22 protein-coding genes are annotated in these 23,203 nt (G+C 64.4%); 11 read left to right on the top strand and 11 right to left on the bottom strand.

The annotated features are described in order from the left end of the window. Nucleotides 1-33: 33 nt before the first annotated feature. Both RRF64_RS10970 and pcaF read left to right on the top strand, forming a co-directional pair. Nucleotides 34-2,337 (top strand): TonB-dependent receptor, encoded by a 2,304-nt coding sequence (locus RRF64_RS10970; RefSeq protein ID WP_323845926.1) that lies wholly within the window; start codon nucleotides 34-36, stop codon nucleotides 2,335-2,337. A gap of 136 nt (nucleotides 2,338-2,473) precedes the next feature. Then, the gene (gene pcaF, locus RRF64_RS10965) at nucleotides 2,474-3,694 is read left to right on the top strand and encodes a 3-oxoadipyl-CoA thiolase (protein ID WP_479691295.1); all 1,221 of its coding nucleotides are present in this window, start codon (nucleotides 2,474-2,476) and stop codon (nucleotides 3,692-3,694) included. Nucleotides 3,695-3,704: 10 nt separating this feature from the next. Here the strand turns inward: pcaF and RRF64_RS10960 are convergent, their stop codons facing one another. Both RRF64_RS10960 and RRF64_RS10955 read right to left on the bottom strand, forming a co-directional pair. After that, nucleotides 3,705-5,195: a YifB family Mg chelatase-like AAA ATPase gene (locus tag RRF64_RS10960; RefSeq protein ID WP_323845925.1), complete on the bottom strand. Its 1,491-nt coding sequence runs from the start codon at nucleotides 5,193-5,195 to the stop codon at nucleotides 3,705-3,707. A gap of 31 nt (nucleotides 5,196-5,226) precedes the next feature. After that, nucleotides 5,227-5,475, bottom strand: a complete 249-nt coding sequence (locus RRF64_RS10955) for an accessory factor UbiK family protein (protein WP_323845924.1) — start codon at nucleotides 5,473-5,475, stop codon at nucleotides 5,227-5,229. A 466-nt stretch (nucleotides 5,476-5,941) separates the two neighbouring features. Between RRF64_RS10955 and RRF64_RS10950 the strand changes: the two genes are divergently transcribed. The 5 genes from RRF64_RS10950 to RRF64_RS10930 all read left to right on the top strand — a co-directional run bounded on the left by RRF64_RS10950 (nucleotide 5,942) and on the right by RRF64_RS10930 (nucleotide 9,426). Beyond that, nucleotides 5,942-6,655, top strand: coding sequence for a TorF family putative porin (locus RRF64_RS10950; RefSeq protein WP_323845923.1), 714 nt, complete (start codon nucleotides 5,942-5,944; stop codon nucleotides 6,653-6,655). A gap of 53 nt (nucleotides 6,656-6,708) precedes the next feature. Then, entirely contained in the window at nucleotides 6,709-7,047 is a 339-nt protein-coding gene (locus RRF64_RS10945) for a P-II family nitrogen regulator (protein WP_323845922.1), read from the top strand. A 71-nt stretch (nucleotides 7,048-7,118) separates the two neighbouring features. Beyond that, nucleotides 7,119-8,378: an ammonium transporter gene (locus RRF64_RS10940; protein WP_323845921.1), complete on the top strand. Its 1,260-nt coding sequence runs from the start codon at nucleotides 7,119-7,121 to the stop codon at nucleotides 8,376-8,378. 95 nt (nucleotides 8,379-8,473) lie between these two features. Beyond that, nucleotides 8,474-8,812 (top strand): P-II family nitrogen regulator, encoded by a 339-nt coding sequence (locus tag RRF64_RS10935; protein WP_043319767.1) that lies wholly within the window; start codon nucleotides 8,474-8,476, stop codon nucleotides 8,810-8,812. 389 nt (nucleotides 8,813-9,201) lie between these two features. After that, nucleotides 9,202-9,426 carry a hypothetical protein gene (locus RRF64_RS10930; RefSeq protein WP_323845920.1) on the top strand — a complete coding sequence of 75 codons (225 nt, stop codon included), beginning with the start codon at nucleotides 9,202-9,204 and terminating at the stop codon, nucleotides 9,424-9,426. 79 nt (nucleotides 9,427-9,505) lie between these two features. On the opposite strand, the gene xerC is transcribed toward RRF64_RS10930, so the two are convergent. The 5 genes from xerC to lptM form a co-directional block, all read right to left on the bottom strand. Next, a complete protein-coding gene (gene xerC, locus RRF64_RS10925) occupies nucleotides 9,506-10,405 on the bottom strand; it encodes a tyrosine recombinase XerC (protein ID WP_323845919.1) in 900 nt (299 codons plus the stop codon). Nucleotides 10,406-10,421: 16 nt separating this feature from the next. Then, nucleotides 10,422-11,180 carry a DUF484 family protein gene (locus RRF64_RS10920; RefSeq protein WP_323845918.1) on the bottom strand — a complete coding sequence of 253 codons (759 nt, stop codon included), beginning with the start codon at nucleotides 11,178-11,180 and terminating at the stop codon, nucleotides 10,422-10,424. Between the two features lie 20 nt (nucleotides 11,181-11,200). Beyond that, nucleotides 11,201-12,031 (bottom strand): diaminopimelate epimerase, encoded by an 831-nt coding sequence (gene dapF / locus RRF64_RS10915; protein WP_323845917.1) that lies wholly within the window; start codon nucleotides 12,029-12,031, stop codon nucleotides 11,201-11,203. 61 nt (nucleotides 12,032-12,092) lie between these two features. Further along, nucleotides 12,093-13,349, bottom strand: a complete 1,257-nt coding sequence (gene lysA / locus RRF64_RS10910; protein ID WP_323845916.1) for a diaminopimelate decarboxylase — start codon at nucleotides 13,347-13,349, stop codon at nucleotides 12,093-12,095. Further along, a complete protein-coding gene (lptM, locus tag RRF64_RS10905; RefSeq protein ID WP_323845915.1) occupies nucleotides 13,346-13,627 on the bottom strand; it encodes an LPS translocon maturation chaperone LptM in 282 nt (93 codons plus the stop codon). Before lptM ends, lysA begins: the two co-directional genes overlap by 4 nt. Nucleotides 13,628-13,731: 104 nt before the next feature. Here lptM and cyaY point away from each other — a divergent pair, with 104 nt between their 5' ends. Further along, on the top strand, nucleotides 13,732-14,058 hold the full coding sequence (gene cyaY, locus RRF64_RS10900) for an iron donor protein CyaY (protein ID WP_323845914.1): 327 nt from the start codon (nucleotides 13,732-13,734) through the stop codon (nucleotides 14,056-14,058). Nucleotides 14,059-14,129: 71 nt separating this feature from the next. Here the strand turns inward: cyaY and argH are convergent, their stop codons facing one another. Beyond that, nucleotides 14,130-15,539, bottom strand: a complete 1,410-nt coding sequence (gene argH, locus RRF64_RS10895) for an argininosuccinate lyase (RefSeq protein WP_323845913.1) — start codon at nucleotides 15,537-15,539, stop codon at nucleotides 14,130-14,132. Between the two features lie 266 nt (nucleotides 15,540-15,805). Between argH and RRF64_RS10890 the strand changes: the two genes are divergently transcribed. Next, complete coding sequence (locus RRF64_RS10890) at nucleotides 15,806-16,957, top strand: sensor histidine kinase (RefSeq protein WP_323845912.1); 1,152 nt, start codon at nucleotides 15,806-15,808, stop codon at nucleotides 16,955-16,957. Next, nucleotides 16,954-17,697, top strand: coding sequence for a LytR/AlgR family response regulator transcription factor (locus RRF64_RS10885; protein WP_323845911.1), 744 nt, complete (start codon nucleotides 16,954-16,956; stop codon nucleotides 17,695-17,697). Before RRF64_RS10890 ends, RRF64_RS10885 begins: the two co-directional genes overlap by 4 nt. A gap of 99 nt (nucleotides 17,698-17,796) precedes the next feature. Here the strand turns inward: RRF64_RS10885 and RRF64_RS10880 are convergent, their stop codons facing one another. Both RRF64_RS10880 and RRF64_RS10875 read right to left on the bottom strand, forming a co-directional pair. After that, nucleotides 17,797-18,948: a PilT/PilU family type 4a pilus ATPase gene (locus tag RRF64_RS10880; protein WP_323845910.1), complete on the bottom strand. Its 1,152-nt coding sequence runs from the start codon at nucleotides 18,946-18,948 to the stop codon at nucleotides 17,797-17,799. A 205-nt stretch (nucleotides 18,949-19,153) separates the two neighbouring features. Next, nucleotides 19,154-20,188, bottom strand: coding sequence for a type IV pilus twitching motility protein PilT (locus tag RRF64_RS10875; protein ID WP_323845909.1), 1,035 nt, complete (start codon nucleotides 20,186-20,188; stop codon nucleotides 19,154-19,156). An 86-nt stretch (nucleotides 20,189-20,274) separates the two neighbouring features. Here RRF64_RS10875 and RRF64_RS10870 point away from each other — a divergent pair, with 86 nt between their 5' ends. Further along, on the top strand, nucleotides 20,275-20,970 hold the full coding sequence (locus tag RRF64_RS10870; RefSeq protein WP_323845908.1) for a YggS family pyridoxal phosphate-dependent enzyme: 696 nt from the start codon (nucleotides 20,275-20,277) through the stop codon (nucleotides 20,968-20,970). Between the two features lie 173 nt (nucleotides 20,971-21,143). Here RRF64_RS10870 and RRF64_RS10865 read toward each other — a convergent pair whose 3' ends face one another. After that, nucleotides 21,144-23,189: a S9 family peptidase gene (locus RRF64_RS10865; protein ID WP_323845907.1), complete on the bottom strand. Its 2,046-nt coding sequence runs from the start codon at nucleotides 23,187-23,189 to the stop codon at nucleotides 21,144-21,146. Between the last annotated feature and the right edge of the window lie 14 nt (nucleotides 23,190-23,203).

Below are 23,203 nucleotides of genomic sequence, written 5' to 3'. Positions count from 1 at the left end.
ACAAGAGATACTGCAATACCAACGGAGAGTGCTATGACAATCGATAAAAAAACCCATGCACCGACTCCCGGCGGCTTCATCAAGAAGCGGCTGCCGGCGGTCATCGCAACCTCACTGTTGGCCCCCGCGCTGGTCTGGGCGGATGCCTCACTGGAAGAAGTGGTGGTGACGGCCACCAAGCGCGAGTCGAATCTGCAGGACGTGCCCATCGCGGTGCAGGCGCTGACCAACGAGACGCTCGAACAGCAGAACATCAACAACTTCAACGACTACGTCAACTTCATGCCGGCGGTGTCCTTCCAGAGCACGCGCCCGGGCATAGCGCAGGTTTACATGCGCGGCATCTCCTCCGGCGGCGACGGCAACCACTCGGGCTCCCAGCCGAGCGTGGCCGTCTATCTGGACGAGCAGCCGGTGACCACGATCAACCAGGTGCTCGACGTGCACGTCTACGACGTCGCGCGCATCGAGACACTGTCCGGCCCGCAGGGCACGCTATTCGGTTCCAGCGCCCAGGCCGGCACGCTGCGCATCATCACCAACCAGCCGAGTACCGAGGGCTTTGATGCCGGCTTCGATGTGGGCCTCGACACCACCAAAGACGGCGGTATGGGCAACACCACCGAGGGCTTCGTCAACCTGCCGATTAACGAGCGCGCGGCCGTGCGCGTCGTCGGCTGGCGCCAGGAGCAGGCCGGCTATATCGACAACGTCGCCGGCAGCCGCACTTACGCCGCTTCCGGCATCACCGTCGACAACGACGAGTATGTCGAGGAGGACTTCAACGACAGCCTGACCGAGGGCCTGCGCGCACAGCTGAAGGTCGACCTGAACGACAACTGGAGCGCGAACCTCGGCGTCAATACCCAGCAGCAGGAGACCAGCGGGGTCTACGACCACGACCCCGAAGAGGTAGGCGACCTGGAAGTGGTGCGCTTTGGGCCCGACGACTACGAGGAGCGCTGGACACAGAGCTCACTGACCGTGCAGGGCAGCGTCGGCGGCTTGGAAGTGGTGTACGCCGGCGCTCACCTGGATCGCGACAGTGATTGGAGCTCCGACTATTCGGCCTACGCCGAGTACCTGGAAAACCTCTACGCCGACTACGGCTACAGCTGTCTCTACTACAACGACATGGGCGGCTGTGCCGACCCGACCCAGTCCATCGACGAGCGCAATAAATTCCGTCGCATCAGCCACGAACTGCGCGTGCAATCCGACCAGGAGAGCCGCCTGCGCTGGATTGCCGGCGCCTTCTACCAGGAGCAGGAGCACGATTTCGACCTGCGCTGGCAGGTACCGGACCTGAATCCGGCCGACTCGGTGATCGAGAACGACCGCGTGGTCTGGCAGACGGCGCAGCTGCGCAAGGATACGGATCGTGCCCTGTTCGGCGAAGTCAGCTACGACCTGACCGAGCAGCTGACCGCGATGGTCGGTATCCGCCATTTCGAACTGGAAAACTCGCTGGTGGGCTTTGCCGGTTCGCTGGGCTACTGCACCGATTTCCCGTGCTCCGCTTACCCGAATGTCGACGGTGTCACCGAGGACGAGGGCGAAACCTACAAGCTGAACCTGAGCTACGCGCTGAACGACGACATAATGCTCTACACCACCTACTCGGAGGGCTACCGCGCGGGCGGTGTCAACCGCGCGCAGGTGGGCGAAGTGGCGCCGGCCTACTCGCCGGACTGGGTCTACAACTACGAGTTCGGCTGGAAGGCGACGCTGCTCGACAACCGCATGCGCTTCAACGGCAGCATCTACCGCGTAGACTGGGAAAACTTCCAGTACGCCTACCTGGACTACCAGGTATCACCGCTGACGCTGATCACCAACGTCGGCCAGTCGCGCACCAACGGCATGGAGTTTGACCTGACCTACGCCGCCAGCGAGCAGCTGCTGCTGTCGCTGTCCGGTTCCTTCAACCGCGCGGAACTGCAGGACGACTACTACCAGACCGACGACGACCGCGCGGCCGGCTTGATCAGCGCACCCACCGGCACCGCTATGCCGTTCGTGCCCGAGACCCAGCTGACCGCGAGCGCGCGTTACGAGATGAACCTGGGCGCGCTGCCGGCCTATATGCAGCTCGCCTGGTCGCACACCGACGATTCCTGGAACAGCCTGGATATCGGCCTGCGCCAGAACCAGGCCGCCTATGACCTGCTGAACCTGTCTGCTGGTTTGAGCGGCGAGCAGTGGTCGGCGGATCTGTTCGTCAACAACCTCACCGATGAGCGCGCGGAGATCTACCGCAACGAAAACGACTACGATGCGCGCATCACCACCAACCGGCCGCGCAATATCGGCGTGCGCGTCGGTTACCGTTTCTAAGGTTTAAGCGCCATTAAAAAGCCGCGCCCGGAGCGCGGCTTTTTTGTGAAGCACATCCCTGCGCTTCACCCTTTGGGTCAGCCAAAGCTGACCCAAAGCGCTCCCGGCGCTTTTGTGAATAACAAGAAAAACTGAGGTGGAAAGAAAAAAAATGCAACAGGCGCTGATCTGCGATGCGATACGCACACCCATAGGCCGCTACGCCGGCGCACTGGCGTCGGTGCGCGCCGACGAGCTGGGCGCGATTCCGCTGCGCGCGCTGATCGCGCGCAATCCGGATGTCGACTGGGAGGCCCTGGACGAAGTCTTCTACGGCTGTGCCAACCAGGCCGGCGAGGACAACCGCAATGTCGCGCGCATGGCCGCACTGCTCGCCGGGCTGCCGGTGTCCGCGCCCGGCGTTACCGTGAACCGGTTGTGCGGTTCGGGCATGGAGGCCGTGGGCCAGGCGGCGCGGGCGATTTTCTGCGGCGCGGCCCAGCTCGCGATTGCCGGCGGTGTCGAGTCCATGAGCCGCGCGCCGCTGGTGATGCCGAAGGCGGACAGCGCCTTCTCCCGGCAGGCGGAAATTTTCGATACCACCATCGGCTGGCGCTTCATCAACCCGGAGATGCAGCGCCTCTACGGTACCGAATCCATGCCCGAGACCGCGGAGAATGTGGCCGAGCGCTTTAATATCTCCCGCGAGGACCAGGACCTGTTCGCGCTGCGCAGCCAGCAGAAGTGCGCGATCGCACAGGCGGAGAAACTGTTCGACGAAGAGCTGGTGCCGGTAGCGGTCGCGCGCGGCAGAGGCGAACCCGTCCTGGTGACGCGCGACGAACATCCGCGCGCGGACACTAGCCTGGCATCGCTGGCCGCACTGCGCGCGCCTTTCCGCACCGGCGGCAGCGTCACTGCGGGCAACGCCTCCGGCGTCAACGACGGCGCCTGCGCGCTGCTGCTGGCGAGCGAGGACGCGGCGCTGGAATACGGGCTGACAGCGCGCGCGCGGGTGCTGGGTATGGCGTCTGCGGGCGTGGAACCGCGGCTGATGGGGGTGGGACCGGTGCCGGCCGTGCGCAAGCTGCTGGCGCGGCTGCGCCTGAGCCTCGAGCAGATGGATGTGATCGAGCTGAACGAGGCCTTCGCCGCCCAGGCGCTGGCGGTAGTGCGCCAGCTGGGCCTGCGCGACGACGACCCGCGGGTAAATCCGAACGGCGGCGCCATCGCGCTCGGCCACCCGCTCGGCATGAGCGGCGCGCGCCTGGTGACCACGGCCGTGGCCGAACTGCACCGGCGCGGCGGGCGCTACGCGCTCTGCACCATGTGTGTCGGCGTCGGGCAGGGCATTGCGATGGTGGTGGAGCGCCTTTAGGTATAAGGGGTCAGGCCGGTGCCGTCTGGCGCCGGTCCAGATTGCGGTAGGCCAGCGCCTCGGCGATCTGCGCGGGACCTATGCGCTCTTCGCCGGCCAGGTCCGCCAGGGTGCGCGCGACCTTGAGCACGCGGTGATAACTGCGCGCGGACAGGTTGAGCTTTTCCACCGAGTGGCGCAGCAGTGCCTGTTCGCTCTGAGCGAGGTGGCAGAACTTATCCAGTTCTGCCCCTTGCAGCTGCGCATTGATTTTTCCCTGCCTTTCGAGCTGACACTCGCGCGCGGCGCTCACCCGCGCGCGCACGGCCTCTGAAGATTCACCGCGCGGAGCCTCCTGCAACTGGCTCGCAGAGAGACTCGCCACTTCCACCTGCATATCGATACGGTCCAGTAGCGGACCGGAAAGCTTGTTGCGATAGCGGTCTATCTGGTCCGGTGTGCAGCGGCAGCGCGCTTCGCCGAGATAGCCGCAGGGACAGGGATTCATCGCCCCGACCAACTGGAAATCCGCGGGGTAGGTGACCTGGGCGCGGGCGCGGGAGATGCGCACCTCGCCGCTCTCCAGCGGTTCCCTGAGAATTTCCAGTGCGTGGCGCGGGAACTCGGGCATCTCATCGAGAAACAGCACGCCGCGGTGGGCGAGGGAGATCTCGCCCGGTTTCGGATTGCTGCCGCCGCCGACCAGCGCGGTGGGCGAGGCGCTGTGGTGCGGCGCGCGAAAGGGTCGCTGCTGCAGACGCGGCAGGCCGGCGCTGGAATAGACGGCGGCAACCTCGATCAACTCGCGCGCGCCGAGCGGCGGCAGTATGCCGGGCAGGCGGCTGGCCAGCATCGTCTTGCCGGTGCCCGGCGGGCCGTAAAATAACAGGTTGTGTCCGCCGGCGGCGGCCACTTCCAGCGCCCGCCGCGCCCTGAGCTGGCCGCGCACATCCGCCAGGTCAGCGCAGGGGGGCGGCGCTGTCGCGGTTTCCGTCACGGCGCGCGGCAACTGTTCGCGGCCGTGCAATTCCGCGCACACCTGCAACAGGGAGGCCGCAGTCTTGATCTCACCGCCGGCCAGCGCCGCCTCGCCGCCGGAGCCCTGCGGTACTACCAGCCTGCGTGCGGCCGCCGCGCTGGCGATCGCGGCGGGCAGGCTGCCGGACACTTCGCGCAGCGCGCCGGTCAGGGCCAGCTCGCCGATAAACTCGTAATTCTCCAGCGCCTCGCCGGGAACCTGTCCCGAGGCGGCGAGTATGCCGATGGCGATCGCCAGATCGTAGCGGCCGCCCTCCTTGGGCAGGTCCGCCGGCGCCAGGTTGACGGTGATGCGCCGCTGTGGAAATTCGAAGTGGCTGTTGATCAGCGCACTGCGCACGCGATCGCGGCTCTCGCGCACCGCCGCCTCGGGCAGGCCGACGATATGGAAGGCGGGCAGGCCGTTGGCGAGGTGGGTTTCGACAGTGACCAGCGGCGCCGAGACGCCCAGCTGGGCGCGGGCATAGGTAACGGAGAGGCTCAAAATTTCATCCTTGAAATTTGTGTGTGGAGATTCAGTCGGCGGGGGGCGTGTCTTTGTCCTGCTGCGCCAGGGCTTGCTCCAGCACTTCCACCTGTGCCTCCAGCCGCGCGAGCTTTTCCCGCGTGCGCCGCAGGATTTCCACCTGGGTGTCGAATTCGTGCTGGGAGACCAGCGGCAGCTTCCCCAGCGCGACTGCCAGGGCATCGCGCAGGTCGCCGGTGACCACCGCTCCCTGCTGTTGCAGCTCTTTCAGCAACTGTTGCAATTTATCCGCGGCCACGGCCCTCTCCCAAAGTCTGCATCGCTAAAAACACGCCGGTAAACAGCGGCGGATTGTAACCCACCCCCTCGGGCCGCAAAAGCGACGCGCCCCTGCGCCACCTTGGTTCACCGGCATCTATTGGCTCCCTACTTCTGTGCGCGCCGGCGACGGCGGTGCCATTTTGGTGCGCCCGTGAATTGTGCGGAGCGCCTTTGCAGTGCCGTTACAACGCGCAAACTGCCGCTAAGTCGTTGATTTCCGGTCGGAATGCGAAATTGGCATCAAGCCTGCACTGACAAGAGTGCAGATGTTCCACTGCAGATCATTGAGAGCCGCAGGGACCAAACAGCCCACAAGGCACCACAAGAAACAGCCGCGACAAACCACAGCGGTGCACCCCGGAGGCCGATCGCAGGTTGCAACGCAAAAGATTCCAACGACGAGAAATACACAGAGATCAAGGAGAATCAAGGTGGAAAATAAATTGAATAAGCTCGCTGCCGTTATCACTGCCGGGGCCCTGGCCCTCGGTGTTGCCACTGCCGCGCAGGCACAGGAGGCCGGTCCGAGCTTCAGCGCCAATGTCGGCGTCGTCAGTGATTACAAATTCCGCGGCGTTTCCCAGAGCGACGGCAGTCCCGCCGTGCAGGGCGGCCTGGACCTGGACTTCGGCAACGGCTTTTACCTGGGTACCTGGGCCTCCCAGGTGGACTTCGCCTACGGTGACGATGAAACCAAGTTCGAACAGGATTTCTACGGCGGCTACAGCGGCACGCTCAGCGAAACCGTCAGCTACGACGTCGGCTACATCTATTACGCCTACCACGGCAGTGACCGGGACGAGGACTATCAGGAAGTCTACGGCAGCGTCAGCATTTCCGACCTGACCCTGGGCCTGGCCTACTCCGATGACTACTGGGCGGCCACCGGCGCCTTCTACTATCCCTACGCCGAATACAGCTTCGCGCTGCCCGCAGACGTCAGCCTGGATCTGCACGTCGGCGCGAACATGTTCGACGAGGAGGCCTTCCTGTTCGAATCGGATTCCTACATCGATTACTCGATTTCCGTCGGCAAGGAGTTCGGCGGTCTGAGCCTGAGCGCGTCTCTGGTCGGCACCGACATCAGCGACGAGGAATGTTTCGGGCTGGACTGGTGTGAGCCTTCGGTGATCGCCGGAGCCACTTACAGCTGGTAAAGGGGCTTGCCCCGCTGATCGCAGCGGGGTCGCAACACTACGGGGGAGAACAGATGAAACTGGTCACCGCAATCATAAAACCCTTCAAGCTCGACGCGGTGCGCGACGCGCTGGCCGAAGCCGGCGTCAACGGCATCACCGTCAGTGAGGTGAAGGGTTTTGGTCGACAGAAGGGGCACACGGAGCTGTACCGTGGCGCCGAGTATGTGGTGGATTTTCTGCCGAAAACCATGCTGCAGATCGCCGTCGAAGACAGCCAGCTGGACGCCGTGCTGGAGGCCATCGGCTCCGGTGCACACAGCGGCAAGATCGGCGACGGCAAGATCTTCGTGTCCGAGCTGGAGCAGGTGGTGCGCATTCGCACCGGCGAGACGGGCGCGGACGCGATTTAACGCGGCAGACAATAATTAATTAAATTTTCAAAAAGCTTTTCCAAAATTATCGGAATTGAACGGAGCGAAAGATGGAAAATCAAATTTTTCAATTGCAGTACGCAATTGATACATTTTATTTCCTCGTGTGTGGCGCACTCGTCATGTGGATGGCGGCCGGCTTTGCAATGCTGGAAGCCGGCCTGGTGCGCTCGAAGAACACCACGGAAATTCTCACCAAAAACGTCGCGCTGTTTGCGATCGCGTCGATCATGTATCTGCTGACCGGCTACGCGATCATGTACGACGGCGGCTTCCTGCTGTCCGGTATCGAAGCCTTCGACCTGGAAGGCGTGCTGGCGAGCTCGGCGGAAAACGGTTTCGAAGGTGATTCCGTCTACTCCGGTGCATCCGACTTCTTCTTCCAGGTGGTGTTCGTGGCGACCGCCATGTCCATCGTTTCCGGTGCGGTGGCGGAGCGCATGAAGCTGTGGAGCTTCCTGGTATTCGCCGTGGTGATGACCGGCTTCATCTACCCGCTGGAAGGCGCCTGGACCTGGGGCGGCAAGGAAGTCTTCGGCTTCTACAACCTGGGCGACCTGGGCTTCTCCGACTTCGCCGGTTCCGGCATCGTGCACATGGCGGGTGCCGCCGCGGCTCTGGCCGGCGTGGTGCTGCTGGGCGCGCGCAAGGGCAAGTACGGCCCGAACGGCGAGGTCTACGCGATCCCGGGTGCAAACCTGCCGCTGGCGACCCTGGGTACCTTTATCCTGTGGATGGGCTGGTTCGGCTTCAACGGCGGTTCCGTGCTGAAACTGGGTGACGCCGCCAACGCGCACTCCGTGGCCATGGTGTTCCTGAACACAAATACCGCCGCTGCCGGTGGCGCCGTGGCGGCGCTGATCACCGCGCGCATCCTGTTCGGCAAGGCCGACCTGACCATGCTGCTGAACGGCGCGCTGGCCGGCCTGGTGGCCATCACCGCGGAGCCGTCCACGCCGACTGCGCTGCAGGCGACCCTGTTCGGTGCCATCGGCGGTGTGCTGGTGGTCTTCTCCATCGTGACCTTGGACAAGCTGAAGATCGACGATCCGGTTGGCGCGATCTCCGTGCACGGTGTTGTCGGCCTGCTCGGTCTGCTGCTGGTGCCGGTCACCAACGCTGACTCCACTTTCAGCGGCCAGCTGATCGGCGCGGCGACAATCTTCGCCTGGGTATTCGGCGCATCCTTCGCCGTCTGGTTCCTGCTCAAGGCCATCACCGGCATTCGCGTCAGCGAAGAGGAGGAGCAAGAAGGTGTTGACTTGGTGGAATGCGGAATGGAAGCTTACCCGGAATTCATGAGCAAGTAAGATTGCCCATTGCTGTGGGAGCCTCCCTGCAGGCGATCAGATCGCGAGCAGGGCTCGCTCCCTCAAGACCGCGGATAAACAAGGGATAACAGAAGATGAAATTAATTACGGCTGTGGTTAAGCCCTTCAAACTGGACGACGTGCGCACGGCGCTTTCCGAAGTGGGCGTACAGGGCATGACAGTGACCGAGGTCAAGGGCTTCGGGCGCCAGAAGGGCCACACAGAACTCTACCGCGGCGCCGAATACGTGGTGGACTTCCTGCCCAAGGTAAAACTGGAGCTGGCAGTGGACGACAGCATGGTGGACAGCGCCGTCGAGGCCATCACCAAAGCGGCCCAGACCGGCAAGATCGGCGATGGCAAGATTTTCATCACCGCACTGGAAGAAGTGATCCGCATTCGCACCGGCGAGACCGGCAGCGAAGCGGTGTAACCCGCACCGATTGCCGTCTCACAGGCCGGCGGAGGAAAACTCCGCCATTCTTCGAAAAAGCCCCTTTTGGGGCTTTTTTAATGCCCATTCCACGCAAAAGAGCCGGGAAGCCTACTTCTCCGCCAAACATTGGCACAAATTGTCAGTACTCATCTGGCGCGCCAATTGCCATAACAAACGGCAATATCCCTTGCACAAAATTGCAACAAAATACTCTACGCGCGAGCGCGCCTGCGGCTGGCGGCGTTTGCACAAAGTGCCTATATATTATTCGCCGCTGCCTGCCGAGGCGCTGCCGGGACTTGTATTGATTCTCGCCAGCGCCCTGAACGGGAGCGGCACAGGGGTACTTCCTCTGTAACAGGAGTAGCAGTTACAGGGTTTCAGTTATGAAAGACGGTTACGAAGAGCAGAGCAGTAGCGCTCGCGGCAAGGACAGTGAAGAATTTGCCGAGGAACGCAGTATCACCTCCCGACAGCGGGCCAGGAGTCAACTGAGCGCCGATGTGGACGCCTTTCTCGCCCGCGGCGGAGCCATCAGCGAAATCGATCCGGAAGTCACCGCCGACCCGCCACGCAAACCGCAGCCCAAGTACGGCAGCCGACCTATTTAAGATTTTTCCGCCGTGTGACCTTTAGGGGCGAACACGAGGTTCGCCCTCCCACAGCACCATCTGTGATTCCCGCGCGGGGCTACTTCTTGCCCTTGGCCCGCGGGTGGGCGCTGTCGTAAACGCGCGCCAGGTGCTGGAAATCCAGGTGGGTATAAATCTGCGTCGTGCTGATGTCCGCGTGGCCGAGCAGTTCCTGCACCGCGCGCAGGTCACCACTGGACTCCAGCATATGGCTGGCGAAAGAGTGGCGCAGCATATGCGGGTGCACCCGCTGTTCGGCGCCGCTGGCGCGCGCCCAGTGTGCGAGACGGGCCTGCACGGCGCGATTGCCCAGGCGGCGGCCCTTGAGGGTGGTGAATACCGCATCGTCTGCGCCGGGCGGCGCGGTTCGGCGCCAGGCCTGCAGGGCCTCTATCGCCTTGCGGCCCACCGGCAGCTGCCGGCTCTTGCCGCCTTTACCGGTCACGCGCACATCGCCGGCGCGCAGATCCAGATCGCGCCAGTTCAGCGATGTCAGTTCCGACAGGCGCAGGCCGCTGCTGTAGAAGAGCTCCAGTATTGCGCGATCGCGCAGCGCCAGGGTGTCATCGCCGCCGCCATCTTCAGGGCAGGATACAAAGTCGGCGGCGGCATCGACATCCAGCAGCTTCGGCAGCCGCTTCTCTCCCTTGGGTGTGCGCAGGCCTTCGGCCGGGTTGGCCTTGAGCCAGCGCTCCTGCAGGCCGCAGTTGCACAGACCGCGCACCGCCGACAGCCAGCGCTGCAGGCTCTTGGCGCCCAGTCCACCGCGATGCAGCTGCGCCAGCCAGCCGCGCAGCGGCATTTCCCGCAGTTCATCGATACGCGCAACGCCCTCCGACTCGGCTAGCTGCTGCAGCTTGGCCAGGTCGCGGCGGTAGGCATCGAGGGTGTGGCGGGACAGTTGCTTTTCGCTCTGCAGCTGTTGCAGGTAAAAGGCGATGGCGGCGGCCAGTTCCATTGCTTGCGGCTGCGCCTCAGGGCTCGAGCAGGCGGGGCAGCAGGCGCTCGAGCACCTCGCCGATATAGGACAGGAACAGGGTGCCGAGGCTGGAGCGGTAGTACTGGGGGTCGGCGGCGCCGACGGCGAGCACGCCCAGCTGGTTGGCCAGCGGCACCACGGCGGCGGAACCGATCTTGTCCCCATCAGCGCCGAACAGGTATTCCTTCTCCGCCGGGCGCAGTACGCCGCAGACGGTGCGGCCGTTGCGCAGTATTGAGCCGATCGCGGTCTCCGCGGCGGTGCGCGAGCTGGTGCGCAGCTCGCCGGCAGCGCCGCGGCCATTGATACCCGCGCGGCCCTGGGGCAGCGGCCCAAACAGGGTCAGGCTGGTGAATTCGACATGGAAGTCGTCGGCGAAGCTCTGGTAGAGCGCTTGCGCGGCCTCGCCGACACTCTGGGCCTCCAGCAGCGCCAGTATCAGGCGGCGGCTGTGCAGGAACAGCTGGTCGTTATCGCGGGCGTTGTGCAACAGCTGATCGAGTCGCTGGCGCATCTCGATATTGCGCTCGCGCAGCAGGTGGGTCTGATGGTGCATCAGCGACACCGTCTTGCCGTTTTCGCGCGGGACTTTGATCGTCTCCAGCAGTTCCAGGTGATCGGCGAAGAAGTCCGGGTTCTGGATCAGGTAGCGGGCCACCTGGCGCGCCAGCAGCTTCCTGTTGCGCTGTTCTTCCCTGTCGTCGCCGGCGGTGATGTCTTCGGGCGCCCGAGAGGCGTCGCTTTGTTCCGTCATTATTCTGGTCTGGTCGCTGGTTAGAGGACTATCTGCCCCTGGTACACGGTGGTCGCGGGCCCGGTCATGGTAACCGGCTGTCCCGGTCCGCTCCAGTGGATTGTCAGGGTGCCGCCGGGCAGCGCGATTTCGACGTGATCGTCCACCAGGTCGCGCAGCCGCGCCGACACCATCGCGGCGCAGGCGCCGGTGCCACAGGCGCGCGTCTCGCCGACGCCGCGCTCGAACACCCGCAGGCGCGCGCGCTCGCGGGACTCTATCTGCAGGAAGCCCACATTGACCCGCTGCGGGAAGCGCGTGTGGTTTTCGATTTTGGGGCCCAGGGTAGCTACCGGCGCGCTGTCGACATCGTCCACCAGCAGCACCGCGTGGGGGTTGCCCATGGACACGGCGCCGATGGTGTAGACCTCGCCGTCCACCTCCAGCGGATAGGTCTCGGCGCGGATATCGGCGGCGAACGGAATCTGTTCCGGCTCCAGGATCGGCGCTCCCATGTCGACGCTGACCCGGTCGTTGTCGATCACGTTCAGCTGCAGCATGCCGGCGGCGGTCTCCACCAGCAGCTGCTTCTTGGCGGTCAGCCGCCGCTCGCGCACGAACTTGGCGAAACAGCGGGCGCCGTTGCCGCAGTTCTCCACCTCGCCGCCGTCGGCGTTGTAGATACGGTAGCGGAAGTCGGCATCGGGATTGCGCGGGGACTCCACCACCAGCACCTGATCGCAGCCGATACCCAGGTGGCGGTCCGCGAGGCGGCGGATCTTTTCCGGCGACAGCTTGATCCGCTGGCTGATGCCGTCGAGCATCACAAAATCGTTGCCAAGGCCGTGCATTTTGCTGAATTTAACGCGCATTCCGTCTCTCAATGGCTAGTCCCGTGGCCGGCCGCCCGCGGCCCGGCTGTCGATGTCCTTATTATTTGCGCTTTTCCGGTACCGGGCTCTCGCCGCGCACCAGATCCGCCAGGGTTTCCCGCGCGCGCACCAGGTAAGTCTTGTCGCCGTCCACCAGCACTTCGGCGGCGCGGGGGCGACTATTGTAGTTTGAGCTCATGGTAAAGCCGTAGGCGCCGGCGGACAGCATGGCCAGCAGCTGGCCCGGTTGCAGGGCCAGGGAGCGGTGTTTGCCGAGGAAGTCGCCGGTTTCACACACCGGCCCCACTATATCCCAGATCTCGCTGTCGCCGCTGCCCGGCGCGACCGGCACTATGTCCTGCCAGGCCTGGTAGAGGGCCGGGCGCAGGTTGTCGTTCATGGCCGCATCGACGATGGCGAAGTTGTGCTCCTCGGCGCGCTTCAGGTATTCGACCCGGGTCAGCAGCAGGCCGCCGTTGGCGGCAATGGAGCGGCCGGGCTCCAGTACCAGGCCCAGCTGGCGGTCGCCGAGACGCTCCTTGACGGCTTGCAGGTAGTCGCCCACCGGCGGCGGATCTTCTTCCCGGTAGCGCACGCCGAGGCCACCGCCCAGGTCCAGGTGTTCCAGCTGGATGCCCTCGGCGGCCAGCTGGTCGATCAGGATCAGCAGCCGGTCCAGTGCGTCCAGGAAGGGCGCAATCTCGGTGAGCTGCGAGCCGATATGGCAGTCCACGCCGATCACCCGCAGATGCGGCGAAGCCGCCGCGCGGCGGTAGACATCGACCGCGCCGTCGATGGCGATGCCGAATTTGTTTTCTTTCAGCCCGGTGGAGATATAGGGGTGGGTCTTGGCGTCCACGTCCGGGTTGACGCGCAGGGATACCGGAGCGGTGATTCCACACTCGGCGGCCACCAGTTCCAGCCGCGCCATCTCGGCCTCGGATTCCAGGTTGAAGCAGTGTACGCCCAGCTCCAGCGCGCGGCGCATTTCGTCGGCAGTCTTGCCCACGCCGGAAAACACGATGCGCGACGGATCGCCTCCGGCCAACAGTACCCGCTCGAGCTCGCCACCGGAGACGATATCGAAGCCGGCGCCCAGCTGTGCCAGCAGCGACAGTATGCCCAGGTTGCTGTTCGCCTTGACCGCGTAACAGATCAACCCCGGGTAGTCACCCAGCGCATCCGCATAGGCCAGGTACTGGTTCTCGAAGTGCGCGCGGCTGTAGACATAGGTGGGGGTGCCGAACTGTTCGGCGATTTTCTCCAGGGAAACTTGCTCGGCCCACAGGCTACCGTCCCGATAGTTGAAGTCGCTCATTTCTCCGCTTCCGGCTCCCTTTCGGCATCTGCGGCATCCGCGGCATCCGCGGCTTCGCCGGTCGGCACCGGCGCCTGCTCTTCCTCGTCATCGGTGGCAGCCGGCGCTATGGCGCCGGGTGCGGCGATTGGGGTGGCGGCGGGCTGCGCCGGGGCGGCCGGATCCTGCGGCAGATACAGCGGCCCCTTTTGTCCGCATCCGCTCAGCAGCGCGCCCGCGGCAAACACAAACGTTAGTGTGAATACAGTGGCGCGGGCGGGGAAAAATTTTTTCGGCATCGGCGGTATCCTGCGGCTCGGCATTCTCGAGCGGTAATTCGGAAAAGCCTGCTAGTATAGCGAGCCAAATCTCCCAGCAACACAGTAACAGAAGTAACCGATTTATGAGCCAGGCGGCCTACAACGCAGCGATTGAAGAGACCCTGATCGCGATCGAGGATGCCCTCGACAACTGCGACTGGGATATGGATTACGAGCGTGCCGACGCGGTGCTCACCATCACGCTGGAGGACAATGGCACCCAGGTGATTCTGTCGCGCCAGAGTGCGGTGCAGGAGTTGTGGGTGGCGGCGCGCTCCGGGGGCTATCACCTCGGCTTCGAGAACCCTGGCTGGAAGTGCACCACCACCGGCGAGGATCTGCCGACACTGCTCGACCGCGTGCTGAGCGAACAGCAGGGCGAGCCGGTCTCCCTCAATCTGGAGCAGTGAGCTCTCTGTAGGAGCGGCGGGGCGGCCACCGGCGGATGGCCGCCCCGCCGCTCCTACAAAAACAAAAACACTCAGCGTTTGCCGAGCAGTTCCCTCGCCCGCACGCAGGCGGCGCGCACCTGGTTCGGCGCCGTACCGCCGATATGGTCGCGGGCGGCGACGGAGCCTTCCAGCGTCAGCACCTCGAAAACATCCTCGCCGATCTGATCGGAAAACTGCCGCAGCTGCGCCAGGGTCAGCTCCGCCAGGTCCTTCTGCTGCTCGATGGCGAAGGATACCGACTGGCCGACGATCTCGTGGGCATCGCGGAAGGCCACACCCCTGCGCACCAGGTAGTCGGCCAGATCGGTGGCCGTGGAAAAGCCTTTGCCGGCGGCGGCCAGCATGTTTTCCCGCTTGGCTTTCAGGGCCGGCACCATATCGGCGAAGGCGCGCAGACAGTCGAGCGCGGTGTCGGCGGCGTCGAACAGCGGTTCCTTGTCCTCCTGATTGTCTTTGTTGTAGGCGAGCGGCTGGCTCTTCATCAGGGTGAGCAGCGCGACAAGGTGGCCATTGACGCGGCCGGTCTTGCCGCGCACCAGTTCCGGCACGTCCGGATTTTTCTTCTGCGGCATGATCGAGGAGCCGGTGCAGAAACGGTCGGGCAGATCGATAAAATCGAACTGACTCGAGGCCCAGAGCACCAACTCTTCGCTTGCGCGGGACAAATGCGTGAGAAGCAACGCGGCAAAAGCGCAGAATTCGATCGCGAAGTCGCGATCGCTGACCGAGTCGAGAGAGTTCTCGGTCGGCGCGTCAAAGCCGAGCAGTTCGGCGGTGCGCGCGCGGTCGATCGGGTAGCTGGTGCCGGCCAGGGCCGCGGCACCCAGCGGCGAGCGGTTGACCCGCACACGGCAGTCTCTCAAACGCTCGAAATCACGCTGTAACATTTCGTTCCAGGCCAGCAGGTGATGGCCGAACGTCACCGGCTGCGCCGATTGCAGGTGGGTGAAGCCGGGCATGATGGTGTCCGCCTCGCGCTCGGCCAGCTCCACCAGACCGCTCTGCAGGCGGGTCAGCTCGGCGGCAATCCGGTCGATGCGGCCGCGCAGCCACAGGCGGATGTCGGTGGCCACCTGGTCGTTGCGCGAGCGGCCGGTGTGCAGCTTCTTGCCGGTGGCGCCGATGCGGTCGGTCAGGCGCGCCTCGATATTCATATGCACATCTTCGAGCTGCACCGACCAGGGAAACTCGCCGGCCTCGATTTCCGCGGCGATGCCCTTGAGGCCGCCGGCGATCTGCCGGAATTCGTCTTCGGTGAGTACTCCCACTTCCGACAGCATCTGCGCGTGGGCCAGGGAACCCTGGATATCCTCCAGCGCCATACGCTGGTCGAAGGTCACCGAGGCGGTGAATCGCTCCACAAAGGCATCGGTGGCTTCCGAGAAGCGGCCGCCCCACAGCTTGGCGGCGGGGTTGGAAGAGGTATTGTCTTTGCTCATGGTGTCCCTGACAGCTGAATGGAAGGATGAAAGGCCCGGGCGGATGGTGGTATCTTCCCGGTCTGACTTCGGGAAAAGCAAGAATAACAAGTGGTATGACTTCCAGGTCCGACGATTCCTCCAAAATTCGTAGCGAGGCAGCCTCAGGGAGTGCCATGGGTGGTTTTCCCGACCGAGGAGCGCGCAAGCGTATTGACCAATACGCTGAGCACTCCGACCGAGGGAAAGCCGGTCATGGTGCATCCTGGGGCCGCCGCAGTAGAAATTTGGAGGATTCGTCGGACCATTCGCCCGCGCGGCCGGCGGGCATTATAGCGCAGCAGATTCGCGAAATTGCCGCAGAAAGCAAGGATTCTGCGCGCCCGGCCAAAACGCCCTTCCTGCCGGACCTGTGCGGCGTCTCGGCGCTGGCGGCGCTGGTGCTGATGGGCGAATTGCTGGCGCTGGTGCTGGTGCTGGCCGTGGACGGGCTGCGGGAGTTCAGCTGGGAGCGCCTGGGCCTGGTGTCCCTGACGGTGCAGTGGGTGATACTGCCCTCGGCGGCACTGCTGTGCCGCCTGCGCCCGCGCCTGGCGCAGCTGCCGCACAAACTGGCCGGCGGTCTCAGTTTTGCCGCGGTGCTGGCCGTGCTGCTGCTGGTGATGGGCGCCCAGCAGTGGTGGCAGGCGGCGCTGTCCCATTCGCCCTTCGATTACTGGCGCTTTCTGCGCGACTGCCTGCTCGGTGCTATCTGTGCCGGCGTGGTGTTGCGCTACGCCTATGTGCAGCAGCAGCTGCACAACCAGCAGCAGGCGGAGCTGGGCGCGCGCATCGACGCGCTGCAGTCGCGCATTCGCCCGCATTTCCTGTTTAACAGCATGAACAGCCTCGCCAGCCTGATCGCGATAGACCCGGAGCGGGCCGAGCGGCTGGTGGAGGACCTGTCCGCGCTGTTCCGCGCCAGTCTCGCCGACTCCCGCCTGGTACCGCTGCAGCAGGAAGTGGCGCTGGCGAAGCGCTATCTGGCAATCGAAAGTCTGCGCCTGGGCGAGCGGCTGCGGCAGTGCTGGGATGTCGACGGCGGGCTGGAGCAGGCGGAGGTGCCGAGCATGCTGCTGCAGCCGCTGCTGGAAAACGCGGTGCTGCACGGCGTGGCGCGGCTGCGTGAGGGCGGCGAGATAGCCGTGCGGATCAAATACGAAGGTGGTCGCCTGCGGCTCGCCATCGACAACCCGGTACCTGCCGAGATGGGTGCTGAAGGGCGGCAGCCGGGCAATGGCATCGCGATGGAGAACATCCGCCAGCGCCTCGCGGCCCACTACGGCAACCGCTTTGCCTTTACGGCCGACCGCGACGGCGATCGCTACCGGGTGCAGTTACAGCTACCGGTAACAGAGGGAGCAGTGCGCAAACAGCTTGGCGAGGAGACGGCGGTATGACTGCGCTCAGAGTCCTTATCGTCGACGACGAACCCTTGGCCCGCGCGCGCCTGGCGCGCCAGCTGCAGTCGCTGGACAACTGCGAACTGGTCGGCGAGGCCGGCGATGCCGAGGCGGCGCTGGCGCAGGTGGCGCAGCGGGATCCGGACCTGGTGCTGCTGGATATCGAGATGCCCGGCGATCACGGCCTGAATCTGGCGCGCCGGCTTGCCGCAAGGGAGTATCCACCGGCCATGATCTTCTGCACCGCCCACGACGAATTCGCGCTCGCGGCCTTTTCCACCGATGCGGTGGGCTATCTGCTGAAACCGGTGAGCGCCGAACAGCTCGGTGAGGCCATTGCCAAGGTACAGCGTCTCGGCGGGGTGCAGCGCAGGTTACTGGAGCGTGAAGAAAAGGCGCAGACAGGCCGCAGCCGCATCAAGGCCATCAGCCGGCGCGGGGTCGAGCTGCTGGACATCGGCGCCATTCGCTGTTTTGTCGCCGACAGCAAATACGTGGTCGCCCACCACGACGGCGGCGAGACGATCCTGGACGAGTCGCTGAAGGAGCTCGAGAGCGAATTCGGCGAGCGCTTCGTGCGCGTGCATCGCAACGCGCTGGTGGCGGTGGAATACATCAGCGGGCTGAGCCGGGACTGCGGCAACTACCGGGTGGAACTGGACGGTGTGGCCGAGCGACCGCTGGTCAGTCGGCGCCTGTTGCCGAGCGTCAGGGCGCTGCTCGAAGAGCTGGTCTGACTCTGTCGGCCGCCGGCCAGTGTAGTCTCACGCAAAGAAGGATTGGCGGCAGCCCGGGATGCCGAACCCGGAAGGTTGCGGCGTCCCGGGTGGAGTGCATCAGTACAGCTGCGGTCCGCCGTCCCCGTACTCGGAGTCGTTCTGCAGACTCAGCTCGCCGGCGGCGTTGTTCAGGTACTCGGCGTCCGACTCCGACTTGAGCTTGATCATCAGGCGCAGGTCGTTGGCGGAGTCGGCGTGGGCGAGGGCGTCCTCGTAGGTGATCTCGCCGCGGTCGTAGAGTTCGTACAGGGCCTGGTCGAAGGTCTGCATGCCCTGCTCGTTGGAGCGCGCCATCAGCTCCTTCATCTTGTGCACCTCGCCCTTGCGGATCAGGTCCGACATCAGCGGGGTGTTGATCATGATCTCCAGGCAGGCGCGGCGGCCATCGCCGTCCGGGGTCGGCACCAGCTGCTGGGCGACCATCGCCTTCAGGTTCAGCGACAGGTCCATCCACAGCTGCTCGTGGCGGTCCGCCGGGAAGAAGTGGATGATGCGGTCCAGTGCCTGGTTGGCGTTGTTGGCGTGCAGCGTGCAGAGGCACAGGTGGCCGGTTTCCGCAAAGGCAATCGCGTGATCCATGGTCTCGCGCGAGCGCACCTCACCGATCAGTATCACGTCCGGCGCCTGGCGCAGGGTGTTCTTCAGGGCCACCTCGAAGGATTCGGTGTCCAGCCCCACCTCGCGCTGGGTCACGATGCAGTTGCGGTGCTGGTGCACGAATTCGATCGGGTCCTCGATGGTGATGATGTGACCCTTGGAGTTCTCGTTGCGGTGGCCGATGATCGACGCCAGCGACGTGGACTTACCGGTACCGGTGGCGCCGACGAAAATGATCAGCCCGCGCTTGGTCATCGCCAGATCCTTGAGCACGTCCGGCAGGCCGAGGCCGTCGACGGTGGGGATCTTGGTCTCGATGCGGCGCAGCACCATGCCCACCAGGTTGCGCTGGAAGAACGCCGAGACCCGGAAGCGGCCGGTATTGCGCACGGCAATGGCGAAGTTCAGCTCCTTCTTCTCCGCGAATTCGCGCCGCTGCTTCTCGCTCATGATGCCGACCACCAGCTCGCGCGCCTTTTCCGGCGTCAGCGAGGTGCTGCTGGCGGGTACCACCCGGCCGTGTACCTTGATCGACGGCGGCACGCCGGCGGTGATAAAGAGGTCGGACGCGCCTTTCTCGACGACCAGTTGCAACAGTCTTTCGATTTCCATTGTTGTTACCGCGTTTTGCTGTTCGCCTTTTGCGAATTGTTTTTGTCGTTATCCCGGACTTGATCCGGGATCGGTGGCGCGCCTTCGGTGCGCTGGCCGAGCTGGGGCTGGTGGGCCTGCGGCCCGTTGCCGAGCTCGAGCTCGGCGTTCTCTGGGCGGGCTGGAGCCTTCAGTGCTCCGAGTAAAAAGCTCCGCGTGCCCGGTGTTAGAAATTCTCCGGCATCTTGGCCTTCTCGCGTGCCGTCTCGCGCGCGATGATGCGCCTCTCCACCATGTCCTGCAGGCACTGGTCCATGGTCTGCATGCCGACGCTGGCGCCGGTCTGGATGGCGGAGTACATCTGCGCGATCTTGTCCTCGCGGATCAGGTTGCGGATCGCCGGCGTGCCGCGCATGATCTCGTGGGCCGCGACGCGGCCGCCGCCGTTCTTCTTCAGCAGTGTCTGCGAGATGACCGCCTGCAGCGATTCCGACAGCATGGAGCGCACCATCGCCTTCTCCTGGGCCGGGAATACGTCCACCACCCGGTCGATGGTCTTGGCGGCGGAGGTGGTGTGCAGTGTGCCGAATACCAGGTGGCCGGTTTCGGCGGCCGTCAGGGCCAGGCGGATGGTCTCCAGGTCCCGCATCTCGCCGACCAGGATGATGTCCGGGTCCTCACGCAGGGCCGATCGCAGGGCCTCGGCGAAGCCGTGGGTGTCGCGGTGCACTTCCCGCTGGTTCACCAGGCACTTCTTGGATTCGTGTACGAATTCGATCGGATCCTCGATGGTGAGGATATGTTCGTACTTGTTGTCGTTGATGTAGTCGATCATCGCCGCGAGCGTGGTGGACTTACCGGAACCGGTGGGGCCGGTCACCAGCACCAGGCCCCTTGGCGTATCGGAGATCTGCTTGAACACCTGGCCCATGCCCAGGTCTTCCATGGTCAGCACCTTGGAGGGAATGGTCCGGAACACGGCGCCGGCGCCGCGGTTGTGGTTGAACGCGTTGACGCGGAAGCGGGCCACGCCGGGCACCTCGAAGGAGAAGTCGGTCTCCAGAAACTCCTCGTAGTCCTTGCGCTGTTTGTCGTTCATGATCTCGTAGATCAGCCCGTGCACCTGCTTGTGCTCCATCGGCGGCAGGTTGATGCGGCGCACGTCGCCGTCGACGCGGATCATCGGCGGCAGGCCGGCAGAGAGGTGCAGGTCCGAGGCGTTCTGTTTGGCGCTGAAGGCGAGGAGTTCTGTGATATCCATACTGCTACCTTATTGTTCTCGCTACCTTTTATGGTTCTTGTGGGGGCTCGGGTAGAATCGCCCGCAAATCGGTAAGAGTCCAGTATATGCGCAAAGGGACCATCGTCGAAAACCTGAATGCGGTGCGTGAGCGGATTGTCGCATGTTGCAATGCCTGCGGTCGCGATCCCGCCGCGGTGACGCTGCTGGCGGTCTCCAAGACGCGCCCGGCGGAGGACCTGCGCGCCGCCTACGGGGCTGGCCAGCGCCACTTCGGCGAGAACTACCTGCAGGAGGCGCTGGAGAAGCGGGAGCAGCTGGCCGATCTGGACATCTGCTGGCATTTCATCGGCCCGCTGCAGTCGAACAAGACCCGCGCTGCGGCCGAGGGCTTTCACTGGGTGCACGGTGTCGACCGGCTGAAAATTGCCCAGCGGCTGTCGGCACAGCGGCCGCGGCAGATGCCGCCGCTGAATATCTGCCTGCAGGTCAATATCGACCGCGAGCAGAGCAAGTCCGGCGTTGCCCCCGAGGAGGTAGAGTCCCTGGCCACCGCGGTGGCCCGTTTGCCCAACATCGCGCTGCGCGGCCTGATGGCGATACCCGCACCGGGCGAGACCGCGGAGGCGCAGCGCTGGCCATTCGTACAGATGGCCGAGCTGCTGCAAAGGCTGCGCCGGTGCCTGCCGGACCAGCCGCTGGACACGCTGTCCATGGGTATGTCCGGCGACATGGAGGCGGCCATCGAGAGCGGCGCGACCATAGTGCGCATCGGCACCGATATCTTCGGCGCGCGCGGCTAGTGGTCCAAGCGGTAAATTCAGTAACCGATCTCTTCGCCACAGGCCCCGGTGCGGCGTTGAAAAAGCTTGAATTAGCCCTGCTAGTCCTGCGCTTTTTCGCCTTGCACCGGAGCCTGTGGCTGCGAGCTTTAGTTACCGAATTTACCGCTTGAACCACTAGGGTTCCAGTCCGACTACTGCTTCAGTCCGGCCGCCCGCGCGGTGTCGTTCGCGGGCAGTTTCCAGCTGGCGACCGGCTCGGCCAGTAAGTGCTCGGAGAGAAAGAGTGCGGTGGCCTGGGAAAACAGGTCGCGATTTTCCTTCTTGCGGTAACCGTGCCCCTCGTTGAGCGCATTCATATACCAGACCGGCTGCGCGCCGCTGCGCAGGCCGGCGACTATCTGCTCGGCCTCGCTGACCGGTACGCGCGGGTCGTTCTCCCCCTGGGCGACGAAAATGGGCACGCGGATCCTGTCCACATTGTTGCTCGGACTGATCTTCTCCAGGAAGGCGCGCATGTCCGGATCGCGCTCGTCGCCGTACTCGACCCGGCGCAGGTCGCGGCGGTAGTCGCGGGTATTGGTCAGAAAGGTGACGAAATTGGAGATGCCGACGATGTCCACCGCCGCGCGCAAGCGCTCGCTGTAGTGCATGGCGCTGGCCAGTACCATATAGCCGCCGTAGCTGCCGCCGAATACCGCCACGCGCTCGCCGTCGAGATCCGGCTGGCTATCGATCCAGTCGAGCAGGGCGCCGATATCGCGCACCGAATCCTCGCGCTTATAACCGTTGTCCAGCGCTACGTAGGTTTTGCCGTAACCGGCGGAGCCGCGCACGTTGGGTGCGATCACCGCAACGCCCAGTTTTTCCAGCCACAGCTGGTAAGTGCTGCTGAAATAGGGGCGGTACTGGGCCTCGGGGCCGCCGTGAATGGAGATCACTACCGGTACAGGGCCCCTGGCATTGCGCGGGCGGTAGACGAAGGCGGGAATCTCGCGCCGCTCGCCGTTTACACTGTCGAAGGTCGGGTAGTGGACCAGCTGCGGTTCGACAAACTTGTCGGTGTCCAGTCCGCCCACTTCACTCTCGGTCCAGCGCTCCAGATTCCGGGCACTCAGGGGATTGCGGCGCAGGTTCAGCACGAAAGTGTCGGTGGGGGTCTTGGGGGTGTTGATCGACAGGGCCAGCCGCTCGCCGGCGGCATCGAACTCCAGCCTGCCGATCACCCCGATCGGCAGGTCGTCGACCTTGCGGAAGCGGAAGTTGCGCGGATCGAGCAGATACAACTGGCTCACGCCGTTCTCGTTGACGGTGAAGGCGGCGCGGCGCTTGTCCGCGCTCAGTGTCAGATCGGTGACATCCCAGGGAATGTCGGCGGTTATCGTCCGCTCGCTGCCGGATTCCAGATCGCGGTAGATCAGCTGCGCGAACTCGCCGCTGCGGTCGCTGACATAGAAGACGCCTTTGTCGCCGGCGCTGAAGCCGAGGGCGTAGTTGCGCGACTCGCGGTCGATATCGCCGGCGATGGGCTGCAGTTCACCGGTCTGCAGGTCGAGCAGGTGCACCAGTGAGCTGGTCGAGGAAATATACTGCTGCACCAGCAGCCGGCGGTTGTCGCCGCTGAAGGCAGCGGGGCCCCACCAGCTGCCATCCGGCGATTCCAGGGCCAGGCTGGCGGCGTGTCCGCTGTCAGAGAAATGTGTGATCCACAGATCGTTGGCTTTGCCGTTGCGGCGCGTGCTCTGGTAGGCGAGAAAGCGGCCGTCCTCACTCCAGCGCAGGGCGCCGTTGCGCGACTCGCCGTCGGTGATCATGCGGCTGCTGCCGCTGGCGGGATCAAACAGGAAGATCTGTGTGTCCTCGCTGCCGCCCGCGTCCATGGTGAAGGCCACTTCGGCGAAATTCGGCCGCGGACTGATCTGGCCGATGGGTTCCCGAAAGAATGTCAGCTGGTGCCGCGCGCCGCCGGGGCGGTCGACCCGGTGCAACTGGTCCACTTCGCCGAAGCGGGTGGAGACGTAGAGTCCTTGCCGCCCCTCGACCCAGCCCTGGAATGCCGCCGAGCGCACGCTCTGATAGCGGTTGAGGTCCTCGGCCAGTGACGCCGGAATCGCCGGGATATCCTCCAGGATCAGGTTGCCGTTGTTGAGTGTGCGGTTCTCCACCGCGGCGAGCGACAGGCTGGCGGCGCCTAACCCCAGGGTTAGCGCCAGCCAGCGGAGCGGACTGGATCTGAGCATCTTCATTCCTTGTT

It is taken from the genome of Microbulbifer magnicolonia, assembly GCF_035117725.1.
In the GTDB taxonomy this organism is placed as follows: domain Bacteria; phylum Pseudomonadota; class Gammaproteobacteria; order Pseudomonadales; family Cellvibrionaceae; genus Microbulbifer; species Microbulbifer magnicolonia.
The sequence above is the reverse complement of the archived record's forward strand: the minus strand, read 5'-3'. Positions and strand labels throughout refer to the sequence as shown.